Below are 16695 nucleotides of genomic sequence, written 5' to 3' on the forward strand. Positions count from 1 at the left end.
TAAGTTAGCTGCTTTGTTGGATAAAAGTATTTGGAATCGTAAAACATAATATAAAAAGGAAGGTGCTTTCCACATGAGAATGGTAGATGTTCTTGAGAAGAAACGTGATGGGTTGGAATTAACAAAAGAGGAAATTGAATTTGTAATTGAAGGGTATACAAATGGTGAAGTTCCTGATTATCAAATGTCCGCATTCCTAATGGCTGTTTATTTCCAAGATATGACGACGGAAGAACGGGTAAATTTAACAAAAGCGATGGTTGAATCTGGAGACCAAGTCGATCTATCGGAAATTGACGGTGTGAAAGTCGATAAGCACTCTACTGGCGGGGTAGGTGATACAACAACATTAATCCTTGCACCTCTCGTAGCCGCTGTAGGTGTTCCTGTTCCAAAGATGTCCGGCCGTGGTCTAGGTCATACAGGTGGTACGGTTGATAAGTTGGAATCCATTGCGGGCTTTCAAGTTGAAATCGAGCCGGAAACATTCATTGAACTTACGAATAAAAACAAAGTCGCTGTTGTCGGCCAAAGTGGAAACTTAACACCTGCTGATAAAAAGATTTATAGCTTACGTGATGTAACGGCTACGGTAAATGCGATCCCCTTAATCGCAAGTTCGATTATGAGTAAGAAAATTGCTTCCGGGGCAGATGCAATTGTGCTTGATGTGAAGACAGGCTCTGGGGCATTTATGAAGACATTGGAAGATTCCAAGAGATTAGCCCATGCGATGGTACAAATTGGTAATGGTGCTGGAAGAGAAACGATTGGGGTCATTTCGGATATGAACCAGCCTTTAGGATTTGCAGTTGGTAATGCGCTTGAAGTAAAAGAAGCCATTGACACATTACGTGGAGAAGGACCAGTTGATTTACATGAACTCTGTCTTGAGCTCGGCAGCCGGATGGTTTATCTCGGTAAGAAAGCAGATTCCATTGAACAAGCGAAAGAAATGCTTGAAGAGGTAATCAACTCAGGAAAAGCGATTGAAACATTCAAAACAATGATCACAGCGCAAGGCGGCGATGCATCGATTGTTGATGCGCCGGAAAAACTACCTAAGAGCTCCTACACATTTGAAGTGGAAGCGAAAGAAGATGGTTTTGTATCAGAAATCATTGCGAATGAAATAGGAATTGCAGCAAGCTTACTTGGAGCGGGACGTCTAACGAAGGAATCCGAAATTGATTTAGCAGTTGGACTCGTGCTGAATAAAAAGATCGGTGATGAAGTGAAAAAAGGCGAATCTCTTGTGACAATTCATAGTAACCGGGAAGATGTAAAAGATGTGATCGATAAGATTTATGGATCCTATTCTGTTTCCAAAGAAAAGATAGAGAAAAACCCCCTAATCTATGATGTCATTTATGAATAAAAGAACAACTTTTTTAAAGGAGTGAAGATTAATGAGTCATACATTTAAGCGAGTATTTGTTGTTGTGATGGATTCTGTTGGAATTGGTGAGGCCCCAGATGCTGAGAAATATAATGACGTAGGAGCGAATACGCTTAGGTCTATTGCCGAGCATATGGATGGGCTTCATATGCCAAATATGGCGAAATTAGGGCTAGGCAATATTCACGAGCTAAGAGGTATTGAGCCTGTAGAAAAACCACTTGCACATTATACAAAAATGCAGGAAGCTTCTGCTGGAAAAGATACGATGACAGGACACTGGGAAATCATGGGACTTTACATTGATACACCGTTCCGTACATTCCCGGACGGATTCCCTGATGAAGTCATTCAAAAATTAGAAGAGAAATCCGGTAGGAAAGTGATTGCAAATAAACCGGCATCGGGAACGGAGATTATTGAAGAGCTTGGGAAAGAACATATGGATACAGGTGCACTAATTGTTTATACATCAGCCGACTCCGTATTACAAATAGCTGCACACGAAGACATTGTTCCGCTTGAGGAACTATATGAAATCTGTGAGTATGCCCGTGAAGTATTGAATGATCCGGAGTATATGGTTGGTCGTGTCATTGCCCGTCCGTTTATCGGAGAACCTGGCAGCTTCGAGCGGACAGCAAATCGTCATGACTATGCTTTGAAACCATTCGGGCGGACAGTGATGAGCGAATTGAAAGATGCAAACTATGACGTGATTGCAATTGGTAAGATTTCCGATATATTCGACGGAGAAGGAGTAACAGAATCTCTAAGAACCATATCTAATATGGATGGTATGGATAAATTACTGGAAACGATGGATATGGACTTTACTGGTTTGAGCTTCTTAAACCTAGTTGACTTTGACGCGAAGTATGGTCATCGCCGTAATCCTCAAGGCTACGGAGAAGCGCTGGAAGAATATGATGCAAGACTTCCAGAAGTGTTTGAGAAGTTAAGAGAAGATGATTTACTCATCATTACAGCTGACCACGGAAATGACCCCGTCCATCATGGAACCGATCATACGAGAGAATATGTTCCGTTACTCGTCCATCATAAGGGAATAGCAGTAGGAAAAGAACTGCCGTTACGGAAAACATTTGCCGATCTTGGCGAGACGGTCGCCGACAACTTTCAAGTTACAAGTCCGAAGTTCGGGCAAAGCTTTTTAAATGAAATAAAGTGAGGGGGAGAGACATGAATAAAACAGCAATTGAAACAGCTGCAACGTTTATTAACGATAAATTGACAGCACGTCCTGAAATTGGTCTTATTCTTGGTTCAGGTCTTGGTGTACTCGCGGAGGAAATAGAAAATCCGGTACAGATAACGTATGAGGATATACCCAATTTCCCGGTTTCGACGGTGGAAGGGCATGCTGGCAGACTTGTTATTGGTGAACTTGAAGGAAAAACGGTACTTGCTATGCAAGGGCGTTTCCATTTCTATGAAGGTTACGGTTTAGATGAAGTGACCTTCCCGGTTCGAGTGATGAGGCAGCTAGGGATTGACAAGGTAATGGTCACGAATGCGGCTGGAGGAGTGAACCCAGCGTTTGAAGCAGGAGATTTAATGATGATTACGGACCATATTAATAATGTCGGAATAAATCCGTTAATCGGTCCGAATGATGCGGAACTTGGCGTCCGTTTCCCGGATATGTCAACTGCCTATGATCGTAAATATCAGGAACTAATGGAAGAGGTTGCTGAAACCCTAGAAATTCCGTTACAAAAAGGTGTTTACGTCTGGAATAGTGGGCCAAGTTATGAAACACCAGCGGAAGTTCGGATGCTGCAACAAGTAGGCGGGGATGCGGTCGGAATGTCTACCGTTCCGGAAGTGATTGTCGCTAAGCATAGCGGAATGAAAGTGCTTGGAATATCCTGTATTTCGAATATGGCTGCAGGAATCTTAGACCAGCCATTATCCCATGAAGAAGTAATGGAAACGACAGAAAAAGTAAAAGCGGATTTCCTCAAATTAGTTAGAGGCATCGTACGCCGTTTACCAAGTTCCCATAAATAAGATGAGGTGAGAAAATGACAGAGAATATCGCGAAAATGATTGACCATACGTTGCTCAAAGCTGATTCAGTGAAAGAGCAAATCATAACTTTATGTAAGGAAGCAAAGGAATATAACTTTTATTCCGTATGTGTAAATCCAACTTGGGTGAAAGAAGCAGCGGAACAATTAAAAGGTACTGACGTAGAAGTTTGTACCGTTATCGGCTTTCCACTAGGCGCCAACACACCGGAAACGAAAGCATTTGAAACAAAGGATGCAATTGCAAATGGTGCGACCGAAGTGGATATGGTCATTAATATTGGCGAGTTGAAAGCTGGAAACGATGAAGCAGTTGAAAATGATATTCGTGCGGTTGTAAATGCTGCGGCAGGTAAAGCGCTTGTCAAAGTAATTATCGAAACGAGCTTACTTACAGAAGAAGAAAAGGTTCGAGCTTGCGAACTTTCTGTAAAAGCAGGCGCAGATTACGTGAAGACTTCAACTGGCTTCTCTACTGGAGGAGCCACGCTGGAAGATGTGAAACTTATGCGCGAAACAGTTGGCCCGGATATTGGTGTAAAAGCTTCTGGCGGTGTGCGCGGTAAGGAAGATGCACATGCTATGATAGATGCCGGTGCTAGTCGAATCGGCGCAAGTTCCGGGATTAAAATTGTCACCGAATAACGATCAAACGACTGGGCGGGCCGAGGGAATTTTAGAAGGAAGTAGACAGAGTGAAAGATAAATTAAATCGAATAACTGGAGTTTATGATAAAGGATCAAATGTAAAGCAAGAGATCCTAGCAGGATTGATCTCATTCTTTGCAATTGTATATATTATTGTTGTAAATGCGACGATACTTTCGGATGCTGGAATTCCGATTGAAGGTGCCGTCTGGGCAACAATTATAACGTCGATGGTCGGCTGTTTCATTGTCGGATTCGGTGCGAATGTGCCCTTGATTCTTGTTCCGGGCATGGGATTGAACGCGATGTTCACGTATACGTTCGTCCATGCCATGGGACTAACCTGGCAGGAAGCATTGGCGGTTGTATTTGTAGCGGGGATTATTTTTGTTCTCATATCATTTACACGATTAGCGACGATTCTTGCTCAGTCGATTCCAAATGCGTTAAAAGAGGCCATTACGGTTGGTTTAGGGATGTTCCTTGCACTTATTGGTTTAGAGAAGAGTCATATTATTGTGAGAGGGGAACATTCCATCATTGCGCTTGGTGATATCGGGAGCCCTGAAGTATTAGCATTTTTCCTTACATTTATTATAGCGCTTGGATTATTCCTCCGTAACATACCGGGACATTTCCTCATCACCATTTTAGTTGGAACGATGATTGCCTGGATGTTTGGCCTGATTGATTTTAACCAAGCTGGAGGGGCTAACTTATCCTTGGCTGATTATGCGGGTGTTTTCAATGCGATGTCTTTCGATGGGATCATGTCCATTACATTTTGGATTGCCGTATTTTCCCTGACGATGGTTCTCGTGTTTGAAAATATTGGTCTGATAGGTGGCCAACTAAAACAAGCACAGCGGGATGAACAGTATACCCCAGCTATCCGTTCTGTTTCCATATCAGCGATGTTAAGCGGATTGTTTGGTACAAGCCCTACGGTATCTACGGTTGAAGGAGCTGCTGGAATTGCAGCAGGTGGCAGGACAGGAATTACCTCGATTGTGACTGGGTTCCTATTTCTTGTAGCATCTCTTTTCATTCCAGTCATTAAGTTAATTCCAAGCACAGCAATATCGCCAATTTTAATTATAATAGGCGGACTTATGATGCTTAATATTAAAAACATTAATTTTAAGGATCTGTCAGATGCCTTTCCTGCACTAATCATTATAATAATGATCCCATTCACATACAGTATCGCGGATGGAATAGCATTTGGCTTTATTGCTTACCCACTAGCAAAACTTGCAGTAGGCAAACGCAAAGAAGTATCCATGCCACTATATATCATTACCCTGTTATTCCTTATTAATTTCGTATTACAAGCGATATAAAGAAACAAAGGCGTAAGCGCCCGTTTAGCAACGTACAAACTGGAGCACTCCGGAATGAGATAAAGGAAACATGCCCCTTTAGGGGTATGCCGATGTTGGGCCTTGGCCCGTTCTTAGTCGGCCTTCCTTTTCTCTTTGAGTTGATGTTGACTTATCGATTGGAGGAGTGTGAAGTTTGATAGTTGCTGGGCGCAGAGTGGACGTGGCTCGTGCTGGTAATTTTAGTTATCCATCATTTTCCATCATTTTCCTTTGGGTTTAATATCTAAATTTCTATTGAAAGCGTTCTGACCATGCTATACAATATGAAAATGGAGAGGAGAGCGCTCATTGAAAAGTCACTATCAAAAACCGCGTTACTTGATTGTTATCGAACAAATCAGAGAAAAGATAAACAATGGTGAACTTGAACCGGGAGAACAATTGCCATCCGAAACAGCTTTGGCAAAGGCACTTGGCGTATCAAGGAACACATTACGGGAAGCATTACGAATACTAGAAGAAGAAAATATTATTATCCGTAAACATGGGATTGGCACATTCGTAAATCGAGTACCTGTATTCCAGGGTGGCATCGAAGAGCTATTCAGTATTACTGAATTGATTGAAAGAGAAGGAAAAAAACCAGGAACAGAAATCTTATTTACAGGTATTGTCGGACCGCATCGGGATGATATAGAAGAGTTGGAATTGGAGGAGGACGAGCAGGTTTTCCTAGTGAAACGTGTTCGGACGGCAGATGAAGTCCCTTTAGTTTATTGTATTGATAAAGTTCCGGATAGTATTCTTCATAAGGGTTATAAACTAAGAGAGGAATCAATTTTCAACTCCTTAGGTGATGCTGGGATTGTAATCAACCATGCCAGGTCACAGATCAATACAATTGCCTATCACGACGAAATATCAAAAATTATGAACTGTGACCAGCATACGCCGCTTCTTGTGTTGCGACAGGTCCATTTTGATGAGTCGAATCGACCTGTACTTTATTCGATTAATTATTTCCGTTCGGATCAAATAACATTTAACGTATTGCGGAAAAGAGTATAAATTGGGCGAGTGAACCATTTCAAACCGAAGCATATTTTACGCTTCCAGAATCTCTGGAAGCAATATTCAGCACTATACTTGTAGGACGTCCAATCATTCACAGATAAATGGAAAGAGTTAGAATTATTTCTTATTTAATGTAAGCTGTTTCACTGAAGCGGCTAATAAAGGAGGAAAAAATAATGGATATTATCCTAGGTATCGTAGGGATTGCCGTTATCCTTGGATTAGCATATCTATTTTCCAATGACAAGAAGAACATTAATTTTAAAAGTATTGGAATTATGCTAGCCTTACAGCTACTTATTACGTGGTTTATGTTCGCGACGGAAATTGGAGCGAAGATTATTAATGGCATTTCCGCTGTATTTAACAAACTGATTGAATTTGGACAAGAAGGAATTGGATTCGTTGTTGGTGGGTTTGAACTCCAAGAGGGTGGCGTATTCTTCTTTAACGTACTATTGCTTATTGTATTCTTTGCCACACTTCTTTCCGTTTTAAACTATTTAAAAATCTTACCAACGATTATTAAATGGGTTGGAGGCTTGGTGTCTAAGGTTACCGGTATTCCAAAAATTGAAGCCTTTAACGGGGTAAATAGTATCTTCTTTGGACAATCGGAAGCTTTACTTGCGATTAAGGCACAGTTTCACCACTTGACAGCTAATCGTTTGTACATGGTTAGTGCTTCGGCAATGAGTTCGGTATCAGCTTCCATTGTAGGAGCTTACATCCAAATTTTGCCGGCAGAGTATATTCTTGTTTCCTTACCATTGAACATGTTTGGTGGTTTAATCATTGCATCGATTCTTGCTCCAATTAATGTGCCGAAAGAAGAGGACGTCGTGGATGTTCAAGATGTCAGCACAGAAAAGAGTGTATTTGAAGCGATGGGGAACGGTGCACTCGATGGTGGTAAAATTGCTTTAATCGTTGCGGCTAACTTGATTGCATTTATTGCATCATTGGAGCTAGTCAACTGGTTAATTGAATCAGTCCTAGCAGGTGTAACATTGCAACAAATCCTAGGATATATCCTTGCACCGCTTTCTTTCTTAATGGGGATTGCGCCGAGTGAAATTATTGAAGCAGGGTCTATTATGGGAACGAAGATTGTAACGAATGAGTTCGTTGCAATGCTTGAATTCCAGCCATTGATGGAGACCATGTCTGAGAAAACAATTGGAATCGTCAGCGTTTTCCTAACAAGCTTTGCTAACTTCTCTTCTATTGGAATTATCGCTGGAACAGTGAAAGGGATTGACGGGGAGAAGGCGAGTATCGTTTCTAGATTCGGTTTGAAACTCCTATTTGGTTCCATTCTTGTTTCTATCCTATCTGCAACGATTGCAGGTTTATTCCTATAATTGAATCAGATAGAATTTCCTAAATCAGCTAGAGGTCTCTAGTAAAAAATGAGACTTCTAGCTGGTTTTTATTTTCTCGGGCCTCTTTTCTTAATATTATTTTGTTGACAAAAACTGTCCAGCCTTTATTCTTAACTTAAAATGAAAATTTTAATGAGTGAGGTAAAAGGATGGGTACGATTTTTGTTAGAAAAGCAACAGAACAAGATTTAGCAGAAATTATGATGATTATTAATCATGCCAGAGCGTTACTAAAAGCGGATGGCAGTGAGCAATGGCAAAATGGAAATCCGAGCGAGGAAACAATCCTTCAAGATATTGAAAAAGGCTATGGTCACCTTCTAATTGTTAATGGTGAAATTGCAGGGACTGCTGCATTACTGACAGACCCTGACCCAAACTATGAGATTATCCATGATGGCTCATGGAATAATGACTTGCATCCTTATGCAACGATACACCGGTTAGCTATTTCTAATAAATTCAGAGGAATGCGTCTTGCGAATTATCTCTTTTCCAACTTGCTCACATTAGCTTATAGTCAAGGATTTCGGAATTTCCGGATCGATACGCATGAGAAGAATTTACGGACACAAGGGTTGATTGAGAAGTTTGGCTTTGAATATCGCGGAAGAATCTTTGTGGACCCAACTCCGGAAGGGGAGCGGAAGGCTTATGAACTTCATTGGAATAATAATTGCTTGTCATGTAATGAATAACTTTATTAGTCAGAAACATTAGCTATGCTCTGATATCATTAGTGAAACCAGTAATTCATAATAGTAACGGACACGTTTCCAAGTTAATGGAGTGAATAGAGATGTTTTAATCTTTAATTGCTCGTTTGAGCTTATCAACTAATAGGATGTATGTGTAGAATAAACAAGGGGCATACGTAGTCCCCTTGTTATAGCTACCTCCTGAGTTAAATAGGTCTAATTAAAACTTCATTCACATTAACGTAATCAGGCTGTGCTACTGCATACACGACTGCACGAGCAATGTCAACAGGAGCTAATTTTTTCCTGCCTTCTTCAAATGGACTTTTCGAACTTAGGGGTGTTTCGACCATGCCTGGTGAAATACTAGTGGTGCGTACGCCTGTATTAGCAAGCTCTTTTTCCAAGCCTGCTGAGATGGCGCGTACGGCAAATTTCGTCGCACAATAAACAGTGAGTCGTTCCGTCACTTCAAACCCAGAATCCGAAGCAATATTAACGATATGGCCACTTCCTCTTACTTTCATATCGGGCAGGACGGAGTGAATGCCATACAGAACACCTTTAATATTAATATCAATCATCTGATCCCAGTTAGTCACATCTCCTTCTGTAACTCTACTTGATCCCATCATGTCAGCATTATTCACGTAGATATCAATATTACCAAACGCTTTTTTCGCACGCTTGGCGAGGGAGTCAACATCATCTTGCTTCGTTACATCGGTGGGAACACATAATATTTTATCTTTCTTGTTAATCTCCTTTGCTATTTCCACAAGCTTCTCTTCATTTCTTGCAGCAAGAACGACATTTGCACCTTCCTTAGTGAGTTCTTTTGCAATTGCTGTTCCAATCCCACTGCTTGCCCCTGTAACGATGGCTGTTTTCCCATCTAATTGTTTTGCCATTATTGTTTCCCCCTTATTATCATGAATCATTTCTATCTACCAAACAAAATACATTATTCATTCAGTTCGGTAAAGGGAAACGGTGGGAAAATTCTCTGCATATTAAGCCGCTCGCTGCCGTTTTAAAACGAGCATATTCAATAAAATAAATACAATTGTAAAGCCGATTAATACGATAAAATCTTTTGCTATGTCGGAAAAGTCATATCCGCGAATCATGACATTTTGCAGAGCATCTGTCGCATAAGAAAGCGGCATGATTTTGCTGATGAACATTACCCATCCAGGAGCGTTCGATAAATCAAAAATTCCACTGAAAAAGAATTGTGGTATTACTGCCACTGGAATGAATTGGAGTAACTGAAACTCTGTACGTGCAAAAGTAGACAGTAATAAACCTAATGATAAGGCGACGGTAGCGACGATGATATTCATAAATAGCAATAGCCAGTAACTGCCAAGTCGATCCACATGCAGAATATCGACAATCATAATTTGGATGATTACAGTCTGTATCGTAACGAATAAAAAGAAACCTAAAAAATAACCGAATACAATAGATGATCGTTTTAATGGGGTTGCAAGCGTCCGTTCCAACGTACCGGAAGTGCGTTCCCTGAGAAAACTAATCCCAGCGATAAGGAAGACAAATAGAAAAATGAAAAAGCCCATTAAAGCAGGTGCGACTTGATCAAATAAATCAGCATTCTCATCGAGGTATAAATAATTAATTTCAGGTTCTTCCATTAATAAATCGACTTCTGGAAAATCAATCGGGATCGATTGACCAGTTTGTTGTTGCATATTCTTGAGTACAATTGCTAACTCATCTTGCATAACCTCAAAGTCTTCTTTCATTTCTTCCGCACGTTCTTTTTGAAACGTTTGTAAGGAGCTTTGAATCGCTTGCATCACTGGTGATTTTTTCGTAATGTCGCCGCCTTCAATTTCAATATAAGGTGTGTTAGCTTCCATATAAAAATATGCATCGATATCTTGAGTTTTCATTGCTTGTAACGCTTCTTCTTCTGAGGGAAACTCGATAATATGCGCTTCGGCTTCCAGTGATTCCTGTAATGATCGCTCAAGATCGATGATGCCAATATTCGGTTCATCACTAGAGCTTCCCATGATAACGTATAGAAGTCCAAGCACAAATACAGGAGCTAAAAGCAGGAAGAGAAGCGTACGTTTATCTTTGATCACCTGTTGGATGACCCGAATGGCAACAGTTAAGATTTGCATAAATTTTCACCTGCTTTCAAAAACGCTTCCTCAATCGTCCCGTATGTTTGTTTTAATGCTTCAGGTGTGCCAGCATCAATCAGTCTACCATCAGAAACAATTAATAGTCGGTCACAGCGTTCTGCTTCATCCATTACATGAGTCGAGACTAGGAAACTTTTGCCCTGATCACGTAAACGCTGAAATTCATTCCAGAAAACACGTTTTAATGCGGGATCAATGCCGACGGTTGGTTCATCTAAAAAGATAAGCTGCGGGTTATGAATCAAACTAATAGCGAGACTAAGCCGCCGCTTCATTCCTCCAGAATAATGTTGTACAGCCTTCTTGGTTTCTGAATCAAGATTAACAAAGGAAAGAGATTCTTGAATTCGCTTTTTTAAATTTTTGCCTCCCAGACCATAGAGTCTTCCAAAGTAAGCTAAATTAGCCCTAGCAGTCAGCTCTTCATAAAGCGCATCGGATTGAGCCATATACCCAATCTGTTTCATAGGTTTTAAGGATGGTTGTTTAATACCTAGTACTCGGATTTCCCCTTCCGTTGGTCGCGACATGCCGATTAATGCTTTGATTAGTGTTGTTTTCCCAGATCCGCTCGGTCCAAGCAATCCAACAATTTCCCCTTTATTCATCGAAAAGGTAACATCTTGTAGAATAACCTTTTTGCCGTAAGTTTGTTTTACATTCCTTACATCAATCATATAGCCACCTCCAAATTAATTTACAACTGTTGTTTATATTACGTAACGTTGTATAATTAAAGTAGCACAGACTTGATAGGCTATTCAATATTCAATAGTTGGCACTTTGTCAGTTATTTTACAAAATAAGTCTTTTTGTTTAATAAAGGTGTGAAAATCATGACTAAAAGGCAAGATCTACGAATACAGCGAACGAGAAAATCATTGAATCAAGCGCTCATAACATTAATGGAAGAAAAGAACTTCCAAGCGATTACTATTCAAGAACTAGCGGATGAAGCAATGATTAACCGCGTCACTTTTTATTTACACTACGCTGATAAATACGAGCTACTTGAAGAATGTGTGAAGGATAATTTGGATGAGATTATGCTCAAGCACCTTTCACCAATCAGGCATATTAGAAAAGGTGTTGTTTATACGGAAGCATTTCGTTCTATTGTTATGGATATTTTAAAAAGTGTGGAGAACAACGACCGGTTTTTCCAAGTTATGATCCAATCAAACTGTGAAGGATTGATTAAAGATTATTTCATAGGATTAGTACAAACAAAATTCCTTCCTCAATTAGGGGAGATGTTTTCTGGCATTCCATCGAATAAACATGTGGATGTTATGATACAGTTAATCGTTTCCGCTATTTTAGGAGTTATCACTTGGTGGATTGTTTCAGAAGAAAGAGAAAGTCCTGAAGAAATTGCAGCAATCGTTGTTGATGTTGTGACGAAAGGGCCTGCTTATGTGTTGGGATTGAAAACGGAGAAATAAAAGTGGAAGGGAAAAGTTATTATAGGGTGGTATTTAATTTTTTGAACGGTTAATATTCATGCTGTTTTATAGAAAGACATATGATAAAGAAGACCGCAGATGCTGTTACGTTTACGGTAACAATCAACTGAACCCCGTCAAGAGGGGCTAGCTAGCTTAGGTGAATAATCCCTCAATTATCAGCTAAAGTGCATGAGGGATTATTTTTATGTCCGTCAACCATTGGACTTATATCGTTAAGTCTTTTAGTCAAACATTCTTTTAATCCAAACGAAAAGCTCTGAGGTAGAAGAGACCGTGCTCGTTGCGATATTTTTCTCACATTTTTCATTTCTTGGGTTAAACCAAATGGAATTCCAGCCTGCTTCTCGAGCACCAATAATATCGTTCGAATAACTGTCTCCAATATACCAAGTTGTTGCTTTATTAAGTTGGAATCTATTTTCCGCTAGTTCAAAGATTCCTTTGTCTGGTTTAGCAATGCCTTCCTCCCCGGAGACGAAAATCTTTTCTGGTGAAAAATACTTTTCCAAACCAAGATTTCTTATTTTTTTACGCTGATGGAATTTGGGTCCATTCGTTATGATGATACTTAAAACTTCTTTCTTCATTAGAAAATCCAAAATTTCGATAATTAGTGGATAGACTTCGATTTCTTGTTGGTACTGTTCATATGTTTTTTGAAACATAATAGCTTGTTCATCGTTAATCTCTACACCTAATTGTTTAAGTGTTTCTTTGATCCGGAAAATATGTGATTGTTCTAACGTCCAAATTTGATTCTTCTCCTTAACGAAAGCTATCTCACCATTAATCTGAAATATCTCATGGAACTTCCAAAAATCGATTCGGTCTTCTTGGATAAATTCTCGAAAGGCTTTCTTGAGGGGTTGTGCCCGGTCATAGAGCGTGTCGTCTAAATCAAAAGCTAATGTATAGATTAGAATTCTCTCCTTTCATTCTCGACAAGTTTATTTGTTAATCTTCCAATGTTTTCAATCGTTACTTCCATTTCATCTCCAGCTTGCAGCCATGTTTGATTTTCTGGTGTATATCCTAAAATAACGCCTTCCGGAGTACCGGAGAAGATCACATCCCCTGGCTTTAATGTCATATATTGGGAAATATAACTAATAAGCGTTGCACAATTGAAAATCATGTGTTTCGTGTTGCTGGATTGCCTAACCTCGCCATTAATCTTACACTCAATATTCAGGTTTGCTGGATCAATCGCATCACTTGTAACGAGGTACGGTCCAATTGGAGCAAATCCATCAAGTGTTTTCCCGAGCAGCCATTGACCAGTCTTCATTTGCAGATCCCGTGCAGATACATCATTTCCAACACTATATCCATAAACATAAGACAGGGCCTCATCTTCAGCAACGTTACGGGCTTCTTTCCCAATCACAATAACAAGCTCTGCTTCATAGTCATATTTTTTAGCGGACCTAGGTAAGGGAATCGTTTGCTTGTGCCCAGTTAATGCATTATTAAATTTACTGAAGAGTACAGGAGATTCTGGTATCGCCATATCTGCTTCTTCAGCGTGAGGGATGTAGTTTAATCCGACACATAAGATTTTTTCAGGGTGGAGAACAACAGAGTCGAAGGAAACATCATTTTCATGTAAAGAATAAGATTGTTTACTTGCTTCAAGAGCGGCAATGACATGGGATAGTTGTTCTTCTCCTTCTTTGCCGGAACGAATTAATTCATCGATCGTTTGTGGGAGTGGCAAGTTATTTTGCGTGGCCGCTTCACTTAAATTATAAAGCCCATCTTCTGTTTTAAGACTGAGCAATCGTTTGTTGTTTTTAATTACATGACCTAGTTTCATTGTTATACTTCCCCCTTGTTTTTATTTTGGTATTTGTAAAACAGTTTTAATTATATGGTATCATTTTTAGTAAGGATTTAAGAGGTTATAATGAATTATCCAGAAAAAATGAGTTGTGAGCCATGATTTAATGATAGACTCTCAACTCATTTACAAATTTTATACGATTGATTCCCACTGACTATCAATCATTTCATTAGAACCCTCTAATCACTCAATTGAAGTCTTGGAATCGTGTCCATAACTATAATGAATTGCTGGTTTCACTAATTATACCAGGGGATAGTTTACTGTTTCAGCTGCAAAAGTTGAATTTATAACTTTTTAGACACTTGCTTAGGCTCATCATATTTATTGAGTTGTTTTCAGAAATATCCTACAATGTGGAGTATTATATTAAAATTACCGGAATAGAGGAGGGGATCAGGAATGGAAAGCATTATCCATTTGCAAGACGTAATCTGGAGGAGGAACAGGCAAGAGATTTTGAAAAATATCAATTGGGAAGTGAAATCGGGGGAACATTGGTGCATTTTAGGGTTGAATGGATCGGGAAAAACCTCGATATTAAATATAGTAACAGGATATAATTATCCGACAGCGGGCAGGGTTTCCGTTCTTGGAAATGAATTTGGTAAAACGAATATCCCAGATTTAAGGAAGCGAATCGGTTATGTCAGTAATTCCCTTGGACAATTTTCCCAGAGCTTGAACCGGGAAAAAGTCGAAAATATTGTCGTAAGCGGAAAATTTGCTTCCATCGGTTTATATGAAGAAGTGCAGCAAGAGGACTGGGAAAAAGCGGATGAGTTACTATCGACTTTACGTTTACGCTACGTTAGCGGAAAACATTATCAAGATTTATCGCAAGGGGAACAAAGACGGGTGTTAATCGCTCGAGCCCTCATGGCTGATCCTGAGATTTTGATATTAGACGAGCCATGTTCCGGGCTTGATGTATTGTCGCGGGAAGAAGTGCTTGGATTGATGAATGATATTAATAAGCGGAATTGTCATTTACTTTATGTTACTCATCATATTGAAGAAATAGTGGAAGCAATTTCTCATGTCTTGCTCGTCCGTGATGGTGAAATTGTTGCGGCTGGACGAAAACAAGAAGTGCTTACGGATGATTTATTATCGGAAACATTTAAAATTCCTGTCAATGTTCGCTGGGATGATGAGCGTCCATGGTTAACCATTCCAAAAATCAAAGTACATTGAGTAATTTAGTAAAAGGGCAGAATTTAATGAATAAACCGTCTGAGACAGTCTTTAAGAAAAACCATCCCGTGAAACCTCCGTATATGCGGAGAATATGCGGTTTGAGTATGTTGGCTTGGAAGGGTAAACTTTTAACCTATACGTTGTTTCTCGAAGTAAACAAATTTAAATAGGAGAAACGAAACTAACATAAGGGGTGTAAATTTGGATTTCAAGAAGTTTAAGTATGTAAGTTTGATTTTAGGAGTTTTAATTACATTGCTGCTTGCAGGATGTGGTGACAAAGAAGAAGGTACGGATTCAGAGAGTGGCAGTACAGACAGTAATGGGGAAGTTGATTATAGTGAGGCGGTCGATTACACGATTATAGGTATCGAACCAGGAGCAGGAATTTCTGTAACGACAGAGGCAGCGATTGAAGAGTATGATAGTTTACAAGGATGGAATGTTGAACTATCGTCCACTGGTGCTATGATGACGGAGCTTGATAATGCAATCCGGAATGAAGAGCCTATTGTTATTACTGGCTGGAACCCGCATTGGATGTTTGCGGCACATCCAGATATGAAGTATTTGGATGATCCGCTTGAGATTTATGGTGGAGAAGAAAGTATTCATTCGATGAGCAGACTCGGGTTTGAAGAAGAACAACCGGAAGCTTACAAGATGATTGAACAGTTTGAATGGAACGTGGAAGATATGGAAGAGATTATGTATGAAGCGGAAGAAACCGGTGATGATATCAATCAAATCGCTGCCCAATGGGTAGAAGATAATGAAGATAGAGTTTCTGCTTGGTCAGAAGGTGTCGAGGATGTGGACGGTGTTGAAGTTGAGCTTGTGTCTACACCATGGGACTCGGAACGCGCAGCTTCAGGAGTGTTAAAAGCAGCTATGGAACAGAAAGGATTTGACGTAAGTGTAACAGAAGTGGATGTTGCTATTGTGTTTGAATCCCTTGCTACAGGTGATGCAGATGCTACTTTAGCAGCATGGTTACCAATTACGCACAGAGAATTCTATGAGACTTATCAAGATGATATCGTAGACATGGGGCCAAATTTAGTCGGCGCTAAAATCGGTTTAGTCGTACCAGAATATATGGACATTGATTCTATCGAGGATTTGAATCCTAATAATTAAATGGAAGTGGAAGAACCAGGACAGGTAATTTAATGTCTTGGTTCTTTTTTAATTTAACTCCAAATTACAAAAAATACGGATGTTAATTGCGGAATATTAAATAACATTCGGGTTTTATTGACAAATATTGTCGAGGAGAGTAGAATAAGTTTATAATTAAATGAAATTGCGTATAATTTCGGGAATATGGCCCAAAGTCTCTACCAAACCACCGTAAACGGTTTGACTACGCAGGATGAGTAATGAAGCTTTTTTTTTGCTGTCATTATTCAACTCTTGT

Annotated in this window: 16 protein-coding genes and 1 riboswitch; of the genes, 11 read left to right on the forward strand and 5 right to left on the reverse strand. The window is 39.7% G+C overall.

Translation table 11 applies throughout. From position 1 onward, the window contains the following. Window positions 1–73 precede the first annotated feature (73 nt). From WKU33_RS10970 to WKU33_RS11005, 8 genes are all read left to right on the forward strand, one after another. Window positions 74–1378 (forward strand): pyrimidine-nucleoside phosphorylase, encoded by a 1305-nt coding sequence (locus WKU33_RS10970; RefSeq protein WP_340454536.1) that lies wholly within the window; start codon window positions 74–76, stop codon window positions 1376–1378. A gap of 31 nt (window positions 1379–1409) precedes the next feature. Further along, entirely contained in the window at window positions 1410–2591 is a 1182-nt protein-coding gene (gene deoB, locus WKU33_RS10975; protein ID WP_340454538.1) for a phosphopentomutase, read from the forward strand. A gap of 11 nt (window positions 2592–2602) precedes the next feature. Beyond that, a complete protein-coding gene (locus WKU33_RS10980; RefSeq protein WP_340454540.1) occupies window positions 2603–3433 on the forward strand; it encodes a purine-nucleoside phosphorylase in 831 nt (276 codons plus the stop codon). A 14-nt stretch (window positions 3434–3447) separates the two neighbouring features. Continuing rightward, window positions 3448–4098, forward strand: a complete 651-nt coding sequence (gene deoC / locus WKU33_RS10985) for a deoxyribose-phosphate aldolase (protein ID WP_188858393.1) — start codon at window positions 3448–3450, stop codon at window positions 4096–4098. Window positions 4099–4148: 50 nt separating this feature from the next. Further along, the gene (locus tag WKU33_RS10990; protein WP_188858391.1) at window positions 4149–5444 is read left to right on the forward strand and encodes an NCS2 family permease; all 1296 of its coding nucleotides are present in this window, start codon (window positions 4149–4151) and stop codon (window positions 5442–5444) included. Between the two features lie 330 nt (window positions 5445–5774). Next, a complete protein-coding gene (locus tag WKU33_RS10995) occupies window positions 5775–6494 on the forward strand; it encodes a GntR family transcriptional regulator (RefSeq protein WP_340454543.1) in 720 nt (239 codons plus the stop codon). Between the two features lie 182 nt (window positions 6495–6676). Next, the gene (locus WKU33_RS11000) at window positions 6677–7864 is read left to right on the forward strand and encodes a NupC/NupG family nucleoside CNT transporter (RefSeq protein WP_188858388.1); all 1188 of its coding nucleotides are present in this window, start codon (window positions 6677–6679) and stop codon (window positions 7862–7864) included. 170 nt (window positions 7865–8034) lie between these two features. Next, window positions 8035–8583 (forward strand): GNAT family N-acetyltransferase, encoded by a 549-nt coding sequence (locus tag WKU33_RS11005; RefSeq protein ID WP_188858387.1) that lies wholly within the window; start codon window positions 8035–8037, stop codon window positions 8581–8583. Between the two features lie 206 nt (window positions 8584–8789). Here WKU33_RS11005 and WKU33_RS11010 read toward each other — a convergent pair whose 3' ends face one another. The 3 genes from WKU33_RS11010 to WKU33_RS11020 form a co-directional block, all read right to left on the reverse strand. Beyond that, a complete protein-coding gene (locus WKU33_RS11010) occupies window positions 8790–9494 on the reverse strand; it encodes an SDR family oxidoreductase (RefSeq protein WP_340454546.1) in 705 nt (234 codons plus the stop codon). A 102-nt stretch (window positions 9495–9596) separates the two neighbouring features. Next, window positions 9597–10739 carry an ABC transporter permease gene (locus WKU33_RS11015; RefSeq protein ID WP_340454548.1) on the reverse strand — a complete coding sequence of 381 codons (1143 nt, stop codon included), beginning with the start codon at window positions 10737–10739 and terminating at the stop codon, window positions 9597–9599. After that, window positions 10727–11440: an ABC transporter ATP-binding protein gene (locus WKU33_RS11020; RefSeq protein ID WP_188858380.1), complete on the reverse strand. Its 714-nt coding sequence runs from the start codon at window positions 11438–11440 to the stop codon at window positions 10727–10729. The genes WKU33_RS11015 and WKU33_RS11020 overlap by 13 nt, the downstream gene beginning before the upstream one ends. A 159-nt stretch (window positions 11441–11599) precedes the next feature. Here WKU33_RS11020 and WKU33_RS11025 point away from each other — a divergent pair, with 159 nt between their 5' ends. Further along, window positions 11600–12208, forward strand: coding sequence for a TetR/AcrR family transcriptional regulator (locus tag WKU33_RS11025; protein ID WP_188858378.1), 609 nt, complete (start codon window positions 11600–11602; stop codon window positions 12206–12208). A gap of 245 nt (window positions 12209–12453) precedes the next feature. Here WKU33_RS11025 and WKU33_RS11030 read toward each other — a convergent pair whose 3' ends face one another. Together WKU33_RS11030 and WKU33_RS11035 are read right to left on the reverse strand one after the other, a co-directional pair. Beyond that, window positions 12454–13155 (reverse strand): HAD-IA family hydrolase, encoded by a 702-nt coding sequence (locus tag WKU33_RS11030; RefSeq protein ID WP_188858444.1) that lies wholly within the window; start codon window positions 13153–13155, stop codon window positions 12454–12456. Continuing rightward, window positions 13149–14048 (reverse strand): fumarylacetoacetate hydrolase family protein, encoded by a 900-nt coding sequence (locus tag WKU33_RS11035; protein ID WP_188858376.1) that lies wholly within the window; start codon window positions 14046–14048, stop codon window positions 13149–13151. The genes WKU33_RS11030 and WKU33_RS11035 overlap by 7 nt, the downstream gene beginning before the upstream one ends. Before the next feature lie 429 nt (window positions 14049–14477). On the opposite strand from WKU33_RS11035, the gene WKU33_RS11040 reads away from it, so the two are divergent. Then, window positions 14478–15272, forward strand: a complete 795-nt coding sequence (locus WKU33_RS11040; protein ID WP_188858374.1) for an ABC transporter ATP-binding protein — start codon at window positions 14478–14480, stop codon at window positions 15270–15272. Window positions 15273–15476: 204 nt separating this feature from the next. After that, the gene (locus WKU33_RS11045) at window positions 15477–16415 is read left to right on the forward strand and encodes a glycine betaine ABC transporter substrate-binding protein (RefSeq protein WP_340454553.1); all 939 of its coding nucleotides are present in this window, start codon (window positions 15477–15479) and stop codon (window positions 16413–16415) included. A gap of 148 nt (window positions 16416–16563) precedes the next feature. After that, window positions 16564–16664: riboswitch (purine riboswitch) on the forward strand. Window positions 16665–16695 lie beyond the last annotated feature (31 nt).

The sequence above is a fragment of the Oceanobacillus sp. HCA-5259 genome, assembly GCF_037892815.1.
GTDB lineage: Bacteria > Bacillota > Bacilli > Bacillales > Amphibacillaceae > Oceanobacillus > Oceanobacillus indicireducens.